Raw genomic sequence first — 15,609 nt, 5'->3', positions numbered from 1 at the left:
TGGGGGTAATTAGCTTGGAACAGCTTTTGAGAAACTTCTTTTTATTTTTATCAAAAAATAAAACGCTAACAAAATTAGCGAAAAAGTACGGGTTACGCTTTGGTGCAGCTCGTTTTGTTGCAGGGACAGATATTGATAGTGCAGCAAAAAAAATTAAAGAAATAAATGAAAACGGATACGTTGTTACGGTGGACCATTTGGGGGAATTTGTCGATAATGAGCAGGAAGCAAGGGAATCTGCGGATGAATGCATCCATGCTATAAATGTCATCGCCGAACAAAAATTAGATTCACAACTCTCCTTAAAGCTTACTTCTATGGGCCTTGATATTTCCCATGAGTTGGTCATGGAAAATATGCATCGCATCCTGGAAGCTGGAAAAAAACATAATGTCACCGTGACAATCGATATGGAAGATTTTGAACGCTGTGAAAAAACATTAAATATATTTAAGGAATTAAAACAGAAATATGAAAATTTGGGGACGGTTCTTCAGGCCTATCTTTACAGAGTGGAAGAGGACATTGAGCGATTAAGCCCTTATAACCCATATCTTCGTCTTGTGAAAGGTGCTTATAAGGAATCGCCTGAGGTTGCGTACCCAAATAAGAAGGACGTTGATGAGACATATAAAAGGATAATAAAACAGAATATACTTTTGGGGAATTATACAGCAGTGGCAACACATGACGAAGCGATCATAGCCTATGTAAAAGAATTGGAAAAGGAACAGGGAATAGCTAGGGATCAATTTGAATTCCAAATGCTCTATGGTATTCGGTTGGATCTTCAAAAGGCACTTCTTAAAGAAGGATATAAAATGCGAGTATATGTACCATATGGAAAGGATTGGTATGGATACAATATGCGAAGACTTGCAGAGCGTCCGGCAAATGTTCTATTTGTTTTAAAAGGAGTATTTAAAAAGTAATTGTTGCAAAGCCCTGGGTTCTCTCAAAAAGAGAACCAGGGAACTAAAAACGAATTAAAAAAACATCCGAGGGATTCTTTTTTCTCTTGCGAATTATCAGAATTTCATTTATAGTAAAGAATAGATGGATAGGGAGCTATCTTTTATTTTTACTCAAAAAATGAATGAGTATTCATTCAAGTCGGTAATGGGGGAGATAATATGAAACAATCTATCAAGCGTGCAGCTGTTTTAGGTTCTGGAGTAATGGGATCTGGCATTGCTGCTCATTTGGCGAATTGTGGTATACACACAATAATGCTTGATATCGTGCCGAGGGAATTAACGAAAGAGGAATTAGCTAAAGGTCTTTCATTAGAAGATAAGGTTGTACGGAACAGAATTGCTGCGCAAAGCAAAAAGGCATTACTAAAGCAGAAGCCTGCAGCACTAACTACCAAAAAAAGCCTGGACTTAATCGAAGTTGGAAACATGGAAGATGATATGAACAAATTGGCAGAGGTGGACTGGATCGTTGAGGTTGTGGTGGAAAGCCTTCCTATTAAGAAAAAGGTATTTTCCCGAATTGATGAGATTCGTAAGCAGGGTGCAATTGTAAGCTCCAACACCTCGGGGATATCTGTTGAAAAGATGGCCGAAGATTGTTCAGAGGATTTTAAAAAGCATTTTCTCGGAACCCACTTTTTTAACCCACCTAGATACTTAAAGTTATTAGAAATTATTCCAACAGTAAAAACGGACCCAGAAGTTGTTGCCTTTATGAAAATGTTTAGTGAAGATGTTTTAGGTAAAGGGGTCGTAGAAGCAAAAGACACCCCAAACTTTATCGCGAATAGAATCGGAACCTATGGCTTACTGATAACAGTAAGGAAAATGCTGGAGGGTGGCTATAGCATTGGAGAAGTCGATTCCGTTACAGGACCGATAATTGGCCGTCCAAAGAGCGCAACGTTTCGTACCCTAGATGTTGTTGGGTTGGATACATTTATCCACGTGGCCAAAAATGTCTATGATCAAGTAGATGGAGAAGAAAAAGAAGTATTTACAGTTCCAGACTTTATGAAAGAAATGTTAAATAGGGGCTGGCTTGGGGCGAAATCAGGACAAGGATTTTTCCTGAAAAAGAAAGGGAAAGATGGCAGTGCGATCTATGAACTAAACACCGAAACATTGGAATATGAAGAACGGAAAAAGTTAAAATCTGCTGCTATGGAAATGGCAAAACAGGAAAAAGGAACACGCAGAAAATTGAAAGCGCTTGTAAACGCGCGAGGAGATAGGGCTGGAGATCTTGTTTGGTCCATGCTCAAACCCGTTCTCTTATATTCCGCCAGACTTTGTGGTGAGATAGCAGATGATGTATTATCAATCGACCAGGCAATGAAGTGGGGATTTGGTTGGGAATTAGGGCCATTTGAAACATGGGATGCAATTGGTGTGGAAGCTTCTGTCACAAGAATGAAGGAAGAAGGGGAAGACATACCAGAGTGGGTAGAAAACATGCTGGAGAGAGGTGTCTCTTCCTTTTATAAACATGATAAAGGATCTTCCTTTTTCTATCAAAAGGGCGAATATACCCAGCAGGAGTTTAATAAAAAAGAAATTCATTTAAAACGGCTAAAAGAAAGTAATGGCGTTATAAAAAAGAATGCAGGTGCTAGTTTTATAGATTTAGGGGATGGAGTAGCAGGGCTAGAATTCCATTCGCAAGGTAATTCCATCGGACTTGATATTATCCAGATGATGAATTATGCAATTGAAGAGACGGAAAAAAATTACGAAGGCCTTGTTATTGGGAACCAAGGAAAGAACTTTTGTGTTGGCGCAAACCTCGCCATGATGCTAATGGAAGCACAGGACCAAAACTTCATGGAGTTGGACATCGTTGTTCGGCAATTTCAAAACATGGCAATGCGAATTAAATATGCTGCGAAACCAGTAGTAGCAGCACCGTTTAACATGGTTCTTGGTGGAGGGGCAGAAGTATCATTACCAGCAGCGGCCATACAGGCTTCACCTGAAACATATATTGGATTAGTAGAGTTTGGCGTCGGTTTGATCCCTGGTGGTGGAGGAACAAAAGAATTGTACTTAAAGCAATTACGTAATTTGCCAAAGGGTATTCAGTTTGATCTTACCAAAGTGGCTAACGATGTATTTGAAAAAGTAGCAACGGCTACAGTTTCTAAATCTGCTGCTGAAGCAAGAGAGAATGGATTTTTAAATGCCACAGATTCGATTAGTGCAAACCCAGACCATCTATTATATGACGCTAAAGAGAAAGTGCTTGCTCTAGCAAAAGCTGGGTACCAATCGCCACTTCCTGAGCAAATCCCAGTGGTAGGAGATTCAGGTTATGCAGCTATGCTATTGGGCGCTCAAAACTTAAACCGGAGTGGCTATGCTTCAGAGCATGATGTGAAGATAGCGGAGAAATTGGCATACGTTTTATCAGGTGGGCGTATGAAAGAAGGAACACTCATAAATGAACAAGCGATGCTTGATTTGGAAAGAGAAGCGTTTCTTAGTTTAATTGGAGAGCCATTGACCCAACAAAGAATGCAACACATGTTAGTAAAAGGAAAACCATTACGCAATTAAATGCAGAGGGGGAAAAGTTGTGAAGGAAGCAGTTATTGTAGCAGGGGCAAGAACACCAGTCGGTAGAGCTCATAAAGGTTCTCTAGCTGAAAGCCGTCCAGATGATCTTGCCGCTTTAACGATTAAGGAAACATTAAGAAGGGCTGATAACTATGATGGCACGATTGACGATGTCATCATTGGTTGCGCCATGCCAGAAGCAGAGCAAGGAATGAATATGGCACGTAATATTGCTGGCCTGGCAGGCCTAAAGCATGATGTTCCGGGAATAACGGTGAACCGGTATTGTTCATCAGGGCTACAGAGTATTGCGTATGCAGCAGAACGTATTATGGTTGGTGCTAGTGATACCATTATCGCTGGTGGCGCAGAGTCAATGAGTCTGATCCCAATGGGTGGGCACGTGATTAAGCCCAATTCAAAATTGGTGCAACATGCTCCTGGTTATTATATGGGGATGGGTCACACAGCTGAAGAGGTGGCAAACCGATTCAACATTTCGCGTGAAGAACAGGATGCATTCGCTGTAAGAAGTCATGAGCGGGCAGCAAACGCAATTAAAAATGGAAAATTTGCTGAAGAAATCGTGCCTGTTGAATTAACAAAGAGACAGATGAACACAAAGAATAAAATAGAAGAAAAGCATACTAAGTTTGAAATGGACGAAGGAGTTAGAGCAGATACAACTACAGAAATATTAGCAAAGCTTCGTCCAGCCTTTCATATGAAGGGTTCCGTAACGGCTGGAAATTCTTCACAAATGAGTGATGGCGCAGCTTCTGTTCTTTTAATGGATAGGGAAAAGGCACTAGCTGAAGGATTATCACCACTCGTTAAGTTTCGCTCTTTCGCAGTCGCTGGAGTGGAACCAGAAATCATGGGGGTAGGCCCAGTTGAGGCGATACCAAAGGCCGTAAAACAGGCAGGTTTAGAGCTTTCAGATATTGGCTTATATGAATTAAACGAAGCCTTTGCTGCACAAGCAGTTAGGGTAATACACGCCCTAGATCTTGATGTAAATAAGGTGAATGTAAATGGAGGGGCAATCGCGCTTGGTCATCCGCTCGGTATGACGGGCACAAAGCTTACTTTAAGTCTTATTCACGAAATGAAACGTGAGCAAATCCAATTTGGCGTTGTCACGATGTGTATTGGCGGTGGAATGGGAGCAGCTGGTGTATTTGAACTTATATAGTCTGGTTAGAAACGGAAAATCATAATAAAGGGGAAATGGATGATGAGTGAAACAAAGGCTAAGTTGTTTAAAGGTGGGGCATTTTTAGTAGAAGATTTGACAGCAGATGATGTGATCACTCCCGAAGATTTTACTGATGAACATAAAATGATAGCGAAGACGACCGAGGATTTTGTAATAGGGGAAGTACTTCCTAAAGTGGAAAACTTGGAAAATCACGAGTTTGAATACTCTGTTGAACTTTTAAAAAAAGCAGGAGAACTTGGGTTATTAGGTGCCGATGTACCTGAAGCATATGGAGGTCTTGCTCTTGATAAAATCAGTTCTTCGTTAATTACAGAGAAATTTTCCAGAGCAGGCGGGTTCTCTGTTACACACGGTGCACATGTAGGAATTGGCTCATTGCCAATTGTTTTCTTCGGAAATGAAGAACAAAAAGAAAAGTATCTTCCAAAACTTGCTACTGGCGAGTTACTAGCAGCATATGCCCTAACAGAACCAAGTTCAGGATCTGATGCATTAGGTGCCAAGACTACTGCAAAATTAAACGAAGCAGGTACGCATTATATACTGAATGGTGAGAAACAATGGATCACGAACTCTGCTTTTGCAGACGTGTTTGTTGTATATGCAAAAATTGATGGCGAGCATTTTTCTGCTTTTATTGTAGAAAGAGAGTATCAAGGAGTTTCTACAGGTCCAGAAGAGAAAAAGATGGGAATCAAAAGTTCCTCTACTCGTACACTGGTCCTGGAGGATGCTGAAGTTCCAGTAGAAAACCTACTTGGTGAAAAGGGCCGAGGGCATGTCATTGCATTCAATATTTTAAATGTTGGTAGGTATAAGCTGGCTATAGGCGGGGTCGGCGGCTCAAAACGAGCGCTTGAGCTAGCTGTTAAATATACGAATCAGAGAAAGCAATTCGAGACACCGATATCAAGTTTCTCTTTAACAAAGGAAAAGCTTGGAACAATGGCCGCTGAAATTTATGCCAATGAGAGTGCAGTTTATCGTACCGTTGGACTGTTTGAACAACGAATGGGCTCCTTAACCGAGGAACAGTTAAAAGACGGTAGGGAGGTAGCGCGAGCTATTGCGGAATACCAAATTGAATGTTCCATGAATAAATACATGTGTACCGAATTATTAGATTTCACTGCTGATGAAGCTGTTCAACTACATGGCGGATATGGGTTTATGCAGGAATATGAAGTGGAACGTATCTACCGCGATTCCCGAATAAACAGAATTTTCGAAGGGACAAATGAAATAAATCGTCTTCTTGTTCCAGGGACATTATTGAAAAAAGCTATGAAAGGTGAGCTACCATTATTGCAAAAGGCACAAAGTCTTCAGGAAGAACTCATGATGATGATGCCGGAAGAAGTAGGCGATGAAACATTAGCTCAAGAAAAATATTTACTAAGAAATGCGAAAAAAATGGTATTACTTGGCGCAGGACTTGCCGCACAGAAATATATGAAAAAGCTTGAAAAGGAACAAGAAATTCTCGTTAACCTTGCAGATATGACAGCAGAAGTATACAACATGGAAGCGGCCATCTTGAGAACCGAAAAGGCGATAAATAAAACTGGATTAGAAAATAATAATTTAAAATTGCAATATACACAGGTTTATGTTCAAGAGGCATTTAATCGTATTGAAGCTGACGCGAAAGAAACATTAATCGCTGTTGAAGAAGGAGACACGCTAAGAATGATGCTTTCTTCATTAAGAAAGCTTACACGTCACACACCAACAAACGTTGTAGCTAAGAAAAGAGAAATTGCAGAGCAAATAATTGAGGAAGAGAAGTATATCGTTTAATTATAAATGCGCTTAAAGTCAAATGCATTCGAATTTTCACGAAAATATTCGAATGATCATTTGGCTTTTTGCTTCTAAAGAGACTCGTCTTTTTATGGATTAATGTGCCATTTGCTTATAACTACCATTCAACTCGTCATGTCTCTTACATATTTGCTATAATAGAAGCAAAATAACGAGTAGGGTGGTTAAGTTAATGGCACTTACGTTTTATTGGTACCCAAATTGTGGTACTTGCAAGAAGGCCAAAAAGTGGTTGGAAGAAAATCAGGTTGATTTCCATGCTGTTCATATTGTGGAAAATACACCGACTGAGCAAACAATTCTTGAACTAATTAAGAAGAGTGGACTGCCAGCAAAGAAATTTTTTAATACGAGTGGTAAAAAATACCGAGAAGGAAATATTAAAGAGAAAATAGCGAATGCATCCGACGAGGAAATGGCAGCTATTCTAGCAACAGATGGGATGCTTATAAAACGCCCGATTGCTACAGACGGTCAAAAGGTGACAGTCGGTTTCAAGGAAGAAGTTTATAACGAGACTTGGCAATCTGACTAAATTTATGACTAGAAAAATACGGGCAAATTGGGTTATAGTTAGATTGATTACATAATGGAGGGATGACAATGAGCATACCAAAGGACTTATTATATTCTAAAGAGCATGAGTGGGTTAAAAAGGAAGACGGCAAACTACGTATTGGAATTACTGATTTTGCTCAGGATGAACTGGGAGATATCGTATTTGTTGAGCTTCCAGAAGTTGGAGATGAATTGGAACTTAATGAACCATTCGGTAGTGTAGAATCTGTAAAAACAGTTTCTGAATTATATGCTCCAGTTAGTGGTAAAGTAGTAGAAGTGAATGCAGATTTAGAAGACAGCCCTGAATTCGTTAATGAATCCCCATATGAAAAAGCTTGGATGGTAGTAATAGAGCCATCTGAACAAGCGCAATTAGATGAACTTCTGAACGCTGAGGCATATGAGGCAGTGCTTAACGATGAAGAATAAAGAATAAAAAAGGGAGGCTAACCGTGCATCTTTATAAAAGTTGTATAGTTAGCCTTCTTTTCTTCATATACTCTTATTAGGAAATAATATTAGAAAAAACATTTTGCTTGATTTTCGAGGAGAGCTATGTAACCATGTCACATGAAAATGAGAAAATAATCATTGTAGAGGGTTTAACAGATAAACGACAAGTTAAAAAGGTTATTACAGATGAAGTAACAATTGTTTGTACCAATGGAACACTTGGAGTGGAACGTCTAGATGAATTACTTGAGACTTATGAGCTTGACTATAAGGACGTGTATATTTTAGTGGACGAAGACTATTCAGGCATAAAGTTACGTAAACAGTTGGCGAGAGAGCTCCCACATGCAGAACATATATATGTCAGCAGTGAATATCGGGAGGTCGCGACAACACCTGAACAAGCGCTTGCAACAGCGCTGGTAAGTAAACGGATAGCGGTTAACCCTCTATTTTTATTATGAGGCAGATTGGTTAGGTGATTTTTTGCAAGAAATAACAAAGAAACAACTAAATGATGGCGATTATTTGCTTTATATCTATACTCCCTTTTGTGGTACCTGTGCACTTGCAAGAACCATGCTGGAAAAAATTGAGCAAGTGCACAAGGAAACCATTTTCTATGAGATGAATGCATCCCTTTATCCAGAGTTTATGATCGAGAATCAGGTGGAAAGCGTACCTTGTCTTTTCATTATGAAAGATAATCAGATAAAGGAGAAGGTTTATGCCTTTCAATCCATTCCTAACATTTACGGCTATTTGATGGAGTATAAACCAGAACTTTTTGTAAAAAATTAATCTTAAATTATTTATTGACACAGTAAAAGCAGCATGATAGTATAAATCTTATCGAATTTAAGTGGATAAAAAAATAGACTCTTATCTTGAGCGGTGGAGGGACTGGCCCTGTGAAACCGCGGCAACCTTCAACTATTTTAATAGTTGAAAGGTGCCAATTCCTGCAAAGTGAAAACTTTGACAGATGAGAGAACGTGAAGACGACTTACTACGTCATTCTGTTCTTTCAGAATGGCGCTTTTTGTGCTATTTGGGCATACTATTGCCGAGGTTTACTAAGGAGGATTAACGTGATATCAATTGAAGGTTTGAGTAAGGTATTTACTTCAAACAAAAGCAGCGTAACTGCAGTAGAAAATTTAGATTTAAACATAAATGATGGCGATATATTTGGTGTGATTGGCTACAGCGGTGCTGGAAAAAGTACATTTGTCCGTTTGCTCAATAGACTTGAAGAGCCCACGGGCGGTAGCATTAAGATTAACAATGAAGATATTACCGCCATGACTGCGCGACAACTAAGAATCGCAAGACAGGATATCGGCATGATTTTTCAGCATTTTAATCTGCTCTGGTCAAGAACAGTCGAGGATAACATTGCATTCCCATTGGAAATTGCTGGCGTGGCAAAAATGGACAAGCAAAAGCGTGTCCAAGAGCTCATCGATCTTGTTGGGCTATCAGGGAAAGAGAAAGCATATCCTTCCCAATTAAGTGGTGGACAGAAGCAACGTGTTGGGATAGCGAGAGCTCTTGCCAACAATCCCAAAGTATTGCTATGTGATGAGGCAACATCTGCACTAGACCCGGAAACAACGAACTCCATTTTGGACCTACTGGTGGATATTAATAAGCAGTTTGGTTTAACAATTATATTAATAACCCATGAAATGCATGTAATTCGTAAAATATGTAATCATGTTGCCGTCATGGAGAGTGGAAAAGTAGTGGAACAGGGCGAAGTTATGGATGTCTTTCTCCATCCTCGTCAGCATGTAACCAAGAAGTTTGTGGAACAGGTAATGGGCAACGGTGAGGAAGATGAAAATATTCATGGCCTTACAGAGGTATACACAGAAGGTGAAATTATCCGGCTTCATTTCATTGGTGAAACAACCAATCAGGCGCTTATTAGCCAACTTGCTAAGAATTATGAAGTGGAGATCAATATTCTGCAAGGTAAAATTACCCAGACACAAGCAGGTGCGTACGGTACCCTAATTGTACAAATTGCAGGGAATGAATTGGATGAAGCGGTTCGATTTATTAAAGAAAAATCCTCTGTGGAAATGGAGGTGATTCAAGATGCTAAATGATTTATTCCAGAGCATTAAAATAGAAGATTTGATTGAAGCAACAAAAGAAACTTTCTATATGACGATTACTGCTTTAATAGGAACGTTCATACTTGGAATTATACTCGGTTTACTTCTCTTTCTGACTTCTAAAGATGGTATTTGGAAGAATAAAAGCTTCCATTTTGTTGTATCAGCAGTGGTGAACGTTTTTCGTGCCATTCCTTTTATCATTTTAATTTTCTTGTTATTCCCGTTCACTAATTTCCTAATTGGGACAATACGTGGTCCAGAGGCCGCATTACCCGCACTTATCATTGGATCTGCACCATTTTATGGAAGACTAGTAGAAATCGCCCTCCGCGAAGTGGATCGAGGCGTCGTGGAAGCAGCAAAGGCAATGGGGGCAAAAACTAGAACGATTATATTTAAAGTGCTACTTCCAGAATCAATGCCGGCATTAATATCCGGTATTACAGTAACAGCTATTGCGCTTATTGGTTATACAGCGATGGCTGGAGCAATTGGAGCTGGCGGTTTGGGGAGCTACGCATACTATTCGGGCTTTATGCGCCGGGACTTTGATATCGTGTTCCTTTGTACCGTACTCATTGTGATCATTGTATTTATCTTCCAATTTATTGGAGATATTATAGCAACTAAACTAGATAAACGATAAAAAAGAAGAGGGAGTTATCTAAAATGAAAAAAATTCTAATCCTAGTATCATTATTGGCTGTTCTTGCGTTAGCCGCTTGTGGCGGAGGGGATGAGTCTTCATCAGAAGGTGATAACAATACAATTAAGGTAGGTGCTTCTAGTATTCCGCATGCTGAGATCTTGGAAGAAGCAAAGCCACTACTTGAAGAGGAAGGCATTACATTAGAGGTAGAACCATACGAGGACTATGTTCTTCCAAACGATGATTTAGCAAATGGCGAAATTGATGCAAATTACTTTCAACATATTCCATACCTTGAGCAAACCATTGCTGATACTGGATATGAATTAACAGAAATTGGTGGTATTCATATCGAACCAATTGGTGTTTATTCCAAAGATATTCCGAGTGTAGATGATATCCCGGAAGGCACTGAAGTTATAATGAGTAATTCCGTACCTGACCATGGACGAATTCTTTCCTTGTTTGAAGCAAAAGGATTAATTACCCTTGATGAAAATGTGGACAAAGAAACGGCAACAGTAGATGATATTGTGGAGAATCCTAAGGAGCTTGAATTCTCACCAGATTATAATGCAGAGTTACTTCCAGAATATTATAATTCTGAGGAAAATGTACTTGTTGTCATCAACACAAACTTTGCTATTCAAGCGGGCCTAAATCCAATTGAAGATTCGCTTTTTGTGGAAGGTGAAGAATCTCCTTATGTAAATGTCATTGCGGTAAGGGAAGAGGACAAGGATGATGAAGCATTAAACAAGCTTGTAGACGTTCTTCATTCAGAAGAAATTCAGAACTTTATATTGGAAGAATATGAAGGTGCCGTTGTCCCAGTTGGCGGAAAAGAATAAAAAAATTGCAAATCTTGAGGATGCGCGTGAAAACAGCAGTTATCTAAAAGAACTTTTGGAAGGTCATTGTAGAATTTCTCAAATGAACAAATATAGAAGTAAAACGCTCAAAAGGGGTTTATAACTGAATTGTTCAGGGTACCGTATTGTGATACATTTATTCATGTACACAAAACGAAAGGATGGTTCACTATTAATAGTGGAATAAGCATGAACTATACACCAGAAATGGAAAAGGGCATGCAACAAGCACATAAAGTGCCTTACGCTGAGTATGAGAGAAAACTGGAAACTCGTCTAGAAGTGGAGAAAAGCCGTCAAAAGGAATATGAAAAAAGTAAAGCGCTCATAAATAATTTGGATAAAATGTAATTTGATTAGACCCTCATGAAAATGAGGGTCTATTTTTGTGAGGATGCATAATCTCCAATGATTTGACGTTATTCCAAGTATACTTGCAATTAGCCATTTTTGTGTATTAAAATGAGTGGGAAATGTTATGAACTGGATAGCCTAAAAAAGTTGATAATAAATTTGAAATGCTTTAAGATTGTAATGAGAATAAATTGAGAATGGATATTGAATCCGTTTGAAAATAAGAAAAAAATAGTAGTTGGAGGTATCGTTATGGCTGGATCTACGTTAGAAATCAAGAATCTTCATGTATCAATTGAAGGCAAAGAGATATTAAAGGGTGTTGACCTTACTATAAAAGGTGGAGAATTCCACGCAGTGATGGGACCAAATGGAACAGGTAAATCGACATTGGCATCAGCTGTTATGGGACATCCTAAGTATGAAGTGACAGAAGGAAGCATCTTGCTTGATGGTGAAGATGTATTAGAAATGGAAGTTGATGAACGTGCACGTGCAGGTCTTTTCCTTGCAATGCAGTACCCAAGTGAAATTAGTGGTGTAACAACTTCAGATTTCCTTCGCTCTTCTATGAACGCACGTCGTGAAGAAGGAGACGAGGTTTCTTTAATGAAATTTATTAAAGAAATGGATAGTGCCCTTGATTATCTGGAAATCGATAAAAACATGGCACAGCGTTATTTAAATGAAGGATTCTCAGGTGGAGAGAAAAAGCGTAACGAAATCCTTCAATTAATGCTATTAAAACCAGAGATTGCTATTTTGGATGAAATTGACTCAGGTCTAGATATTGATGCACTTAAGATTGTATCCAAAGGAATTAACAAGCTTCGTGATGAAAACTTTGGTTGCCTGATTATTACGCATTACCAACGCTTGTTGAACTACATTACACCAGACCATGTACACGTTATGATGCAAGGCCGTGTTGTTAAATCCGGTGGACCTGAACTAGCGCAACGCTTAGAAGCAGAAGGTTACGAGTGGATTAAAGAAGAACTTGGTATCGAAGACGAAACAGTTGGGCAAAACGCGTAATAGTTAGGAGGGATACTATGTCTGTTGAAACAAAGCTGCCATATGACAAAGAATATATTAATCAGTTTTCCAATGATAACAATGAACCGGTATGGATGAATTCTCTACGTCTTCAAGCTTTAGAGCAAATTGAGACGCTTGAATTGCCAAAACCTGATAAAACAAAAATCGGTAAATGGAATTTCAGTCGTTTCAAGCACTTAGCAGAAGGTGAAAAAATCGCATCATTAAAAGAATTGCCTGAAGCATTAGAAGGCTTCTTAGATGAAGAGAATATTCCGGAGAATCTTTTAATACAGCGAAATCACTCGGTTGCTTATGCAACACTTAGTGAAGAATTAAAGGAACAGGGCGTCATCTTTACAGATATTTTTACAGCTCTTCAAGAACATGAAGATCTTGTAAGAAGGTATTACATGAAGGACGCTGTTTCGGTTGATGAGCATCGTTTAACAGCACTACATGCTGCATTAATGAATGGTGGGATTTTCGTTTATGTTCCTAAAAACGTAGAAGTTAAAGTACCACTACAAGTTATCTTCTGGCAAGAGGATCCAGAAGCAGCATTGTTTAATCATGTGCTGGTTGTTGCCGATGAGAACAGTTCACTTACTTATGTAGAAAACTACATTTCTTATAATGAAACAGAAGAAACACTAGCAAATGTTGTAACAGAGGTTATTGCTCAAAATAATGCGAAGATCTCTTTTGGAGCAGTAGACAACTTTGCAGCAGGCACTACTGTATATAACAACCGTCGTGGTGTTGCTTACCGTGACGCAACGATTGATTGGGCCCTTGGCCAGATGAATGAAGGAAATACAGTGTCTGAAAACATCACGCACCTTGTTGGAGATAATTCACTATCCAATGCGAAAACCGTTTCTGTTGGACGTGGAAAACAAACACAGAATTTCACAGCGAAGATTGTGCATTTCGGTAAAAACTCAGAAGGCTATATCCTACAGCATGGTGTTATGAAGGATAGTGCTACTTCCATCTTTAACGGAATTGGAAAAATTGAACACGGTGCTTCTAAATCGAATGCTGAGCAAGAGTCTCGCGTTTTAATGTTAAGTGAAAAAGCTCGTGGAGATGCCAATCCAATATTGCTAATTGATGAAGATGATGTAACAGCAGGTCATGCTGCATCTGTTGGTCGTGTTGATCCATTACAATTGTATTATCTTATGAGCCGTGGTATTACCCAGGCTGAAGCAGAGCGTCTTGTTATTCATGGATTCTTAGCCCCTGTTGTAAACCAGTTGCCAATTGAATCCGTTAAAAATCAATTGACTGAGGTTATTGAAAGGAAGGTATACTAATGGATCTACATGCCATTAGGCAGGAATTCCCGATTTTAGATCAGGAAGTGAATGGCCACCCATTAGTTTACTTGGATTCTTCTGCAACCTCTCAAAAACCCAAAAGTGTGATAGAAGCATTAGATACGTATTATAGGCAAGATAATTCTAATGTCCATCGTGGTGTTCATACACTGGGTACACGGGCTACTGATAAGTACGAGGGCGCTAGAGAGAAAGTACGTAAGTTTATTAACGCAGAAACTACGAAGCAGGTCATTTTCACACGTGGAACGACTACTGCAATTAATATCGTAGCATATAGTTATGGACGGGCAAACTTAACAGAGGGTGATGAGATCGTGATCACCCCTATGGAGCATCATAGTAATATTATTCCATGGCAGCAAGCAGCTAAAGCTACTGGAGCAACGTTGAAATATATACCACTCCAGTCGGACGGGACGATAAGTTTGGAAGATGCAGCTAACACGATCACGGCTAATACCAAGATCGTAGCAATTAGCCATGTGTCCAATGTATTAGGTACCGTTAATCCCATAAAGCAAATAGCGGAACTTGCCCATAAGCATGATGCTATAATTGTTGTAGATGGCGCTCAAGGTGCTCCACATATGAAGATTGACGTACAGGACTTAAACTGCGATTTCTATGCTTTTTCCGGCCACAAGATGTGTGCTCCAACTGGTATCGGTGTATTATACGGAAGAAAAAACCTGCTAGAAAACATGGAGCCATTTGAGTTTGGTGGAGAAATGATTGACTTCGTTAACCTTTATGACTCCACTTGGAAGGAACTCCCTTGGAAGTTCGAAGGTGGTACACCGATTATTGCTGGTGCAATCGGGCTTGGAGCAGCAATTGATTTTCTCAATGAAGTTGGCATGGACAATATTACCGAACATGAACAAAGTATAGTGAGTTATGCAATGGAGAAGCTTAGCACGATGGATGGGATTACAATATTCGGTCCAGAAGAGCGAGCAGGATTAATTACCTTCAACTTGGATGATGTACATCCACATGACACTGCGACTGTTCTTGATGCGGAAGGAATTGCTGTAAGAGCTGGCCATCATTGTGCGCAACCATTAATGAGATGGCTTGAGGTAACGGCAACCGCCAGAGCCAGCTTTTATTTATACAACACAAAAGAGGACGTTGATCGTTTGGTCGATGGACTTTTAAAAACGAAGGAGTATTTTGGTGATGTCTTCTAATAACCTTGATACACTATACAGACAGGTCATCATGGATCATTATAAAAACCCTCGTAACAAAGGAAATATTGAAGGGGATGTACTAACGGTTGATATGAATAACCCTACCTGTGGTGATCGTATTCAGTTACAGATGCAGGTAGAAGATGGTATTGTAAAGGATGCCAAATTCGATGGGGAAGGTTGTTCTATCAGTATGGCTTCTGCCTCCATGATGACACAAGCAATAAAGGGAAAAGAAATATCGGATGCACTAAAGCTTTCCAAGCTTTTCTCCAACATGATGCTTGGAGAAGACTTGGATGCCGAAGACTTAGATTTCGGTGACATGGAAGCACTACAGGGAGTTGCAAAGTTCCCAGCAAGAATTAAATGTGCCACTTTACCATGGAAAGCAATGGAAAAAGGTGTAAATGACGAGTGAAAATA

The 15,609-nt window shown here is 39.4% G+C and carries 16 protein-coding genes and 1 riboswitch; all 16 genes read left to right on the top strand.

The window, feature by feature from the left end:
* The first annotated feature begins 14 nt into the window (after positions 1–14).
* The 16 genes from K3T81_RS10940 to sufU all read left to right on the top strand — a co-directional run bounded on the left by K3T81_RS10940 (position 15) and on the right by sufU (position 15,604).
* Complete coding sequence (locus K3T81_RS10940; protein WP_238020070.1) at positions 15–932, top strand: proline dehydrogenase family protein; 918 nt, start codon at positions 15–17, stop codon at positions 930–932.
* 201 nt (positions 933–1,133) lie between these two features.
* Complete coding sequence (locus tag K3T81_RS10935) at positions 1,134–3,533, top strand: 3-hydroxyacyl-CoA dehydrogenase/enoyl-CoA hydratase family protein (RefSeq protein ID WP_238020062.1); 2,400 nt, start codon at positions 1,134–1,136, stop codon at positions 3,531–3,533.
* Between the two features lie 19 nt (positions 3,534–3,552).
* Positions 3,553–4,728: an acetyl-CoA C-acetyltransferase gene (locus tag K3T81_RS10930; protein WP_238020060.1), complete on the top strand. Its 1,176-nt coding sequence runs from the start codon at positions 3,553–3,555 to the stop codon at positions 4,726–4,728.
* A 42-nt stretch (positions 4,729–4,770) separates the two neighbouring features.
* On the top strand, positions 4,771–6,555 hold the full coding sequence (locus tag K3T81_RS10925) for an acyl-CoA dehydrogenase family protein (protein ID WP_238020058.1): 1,785 nt from the start codon (positions 4,771–4,773) through the stop codon (positions 6,553–6,555).
* A gap of 196 nt (positions 6,556–6,751) precedes the next feature.
* On the top strand, positions 6,752–7,114 hold the full coding sequence (locus K3T81_RS10920) for an arsenate reductase family protein (RefSeq protein ID WP_106897268.1): 363 nt from the start codon (positions 6,752–6,754) through the stop codon (positions 7,112–7,114).
* A 68-nt stretch (positions 7,115–7,182) separates the two neighbouring features.
* The gene (gene gcvH / locus K3T81_RS10915; RefSeq protein WP_106897267.1) at positions 7,183–7,569 is read left to right on the top strand and encodes a glycine cleavage system protein GcvH; all 387 of its coding nucleotides are present in this window, start codon (positions 7,183–7,185) and stop codon (positions 7,567–7,569) included.
* A gap of 134 nt (positions 7,570–7,703) precedes the next feature.
* Entirely contained in the window at positions 7,704–8,057 is a 354-nt protein-coding gene (locus K3T81_RS10910; protein WP_036574866.1) for a toprim domain-containing protein, read from the top strand.
* A gap of 22 nt (positions 8,058–8,079) precedes the next feature.
* Complete coding sequence (locus K3T81_RS10905) at positions 8,080–8,394, top strand: thioredoxin family protein (RefSeq protein WP_106897266.1); 315 nt, start codon at positions 8,080–8,082, stop codon at positions 8,392–8,394.
* A gap of 78 nt (positions 8,395–8,472) precedes the next feature.
* Positions 8,473–8,585, top strand: a riboswitch (SAM riboswitch).
* A gap of 99 nt (positions 8,586–8,684) precedes the next feature.
* The gene (locus K3T81_RS10900) at positions 8,685–9,710 is read left to right on the top strand and encodes a methionine ABC transporter ATP-binding protein (protein ID WP_238020050.1); all 1,026 of its coding nucleotides are present in this window, start codon (positions 8,685–8,687) and stop codon (positions 9,708–9,710) included.
* The gene (locus tag K3T81_RS10895; RefSeq protein ID WP_238020048.1) at positions 9,700–10,368 is read left to right on the top strand and encodes a methionine ABC transporter permease; all 669 of its coding nucleotides are present in this window, start codon (positions 9,700–9,702) and stop codon (positions 10,366–10,368) included. Before K3T81_RS10900 ends, K3T81_RS10895 begins: the two co-directional genes overlap by 11 nt.
* A 23-nt stretch (positions 10,369–10,391) precedes the next feature.
* A complete protein-coding gene (locus tag K3T81_RS10890; RefSeq protein WP_238020046.1) occupies positions 10,392–11,222 on the top strand; it encodes a MetQ/NlpA family ABC transporter substrate-binding protein in 831 nt (276 codons plus the stop codon).
* Between the two features lie 210 nt (positions 11,223–11,432).
* Positions 11,433–11,594, top strand: coding sequence for a YuzK family famiily protein (locus tag K3T81_RS10885; protein ID WP_182858757.1), 162 nt, complete (start codon positions 11,433–11,435; stop codon positions 11,592–11,594).
* Positions 11,595–11,849: 255 nt separating this feature from the next.
* Positions 11,850–12,635 carry a Fe-S cluster assembly ATPase SufC gene (sufC, locus tag K3T81_RS10880; RefSeq protein WP_036574850.1) on the top strand — a complete coding sequence of 262 codons (786 nt, stop codon included), beginning with the start codon at positions 11,850–11,852 and terminating at the stop codon, positions 12,633–12,635.
* A 17-nt stretch (positions 12,636–12,652) separates the two neighbouring features.
* Positions 12,653–13,960, top strand: a complete 1,308-nt coding sequence (sufD, locus tag K3T81_RS10875) for a Fe-S cluster assembly protein SufD (RefSeq protein ID WP_238020045.1) — start codon at positions 12,653–12,655, stop codon at positions 13,958–13,960.
* Positions 13,960–15,180, top strand: a complete 1,221-nt coding sequence (locus K3T81_RS10870) for a cysteine desulfurase (RefSeq protein WP_238020043.1) — start codon at positions 13,960–13,962, stop codon at positions 15,178–15,180. The genes sufD and K3T81_RS10870 overlap by 1 nt, the downstream gene beginning before the upstream one ends.
* The gene (gene sufU, locus K3T81_RS10865; RefSeq protein ID WP_106897259.1) at positions 15,170–15,604 is read left to right on the top strand and encodes a Fe-S cluster assembly sulfur transfer protein SufU; all 435 of its coding nucleotides are present in this window, start codon (positions 15,170–15,172) and stop codon (positions 15,602–15,604) included. The genes K3T81_RS10870 and sufU overlap by 11 nt, the downstream gene beginning before the upstream one ends.
* The last annotated feature ends 5 nt before the right edge of the window (positions 15,605–15,609 follow it).

This window comes from Oceanobacillus jordanicus (assembly GCF_022095695.1).
Classification (GTDB): domain Bacteria; phylum Bacillota; class Bacilli; order Bacillales; family Amphibacillaceae; genus Oceanobacillus_B; species Oceanobacillus_B jordanicus.
This window is presented reverse-complemented; position numbering and strand designations above follow the sequence as displayed.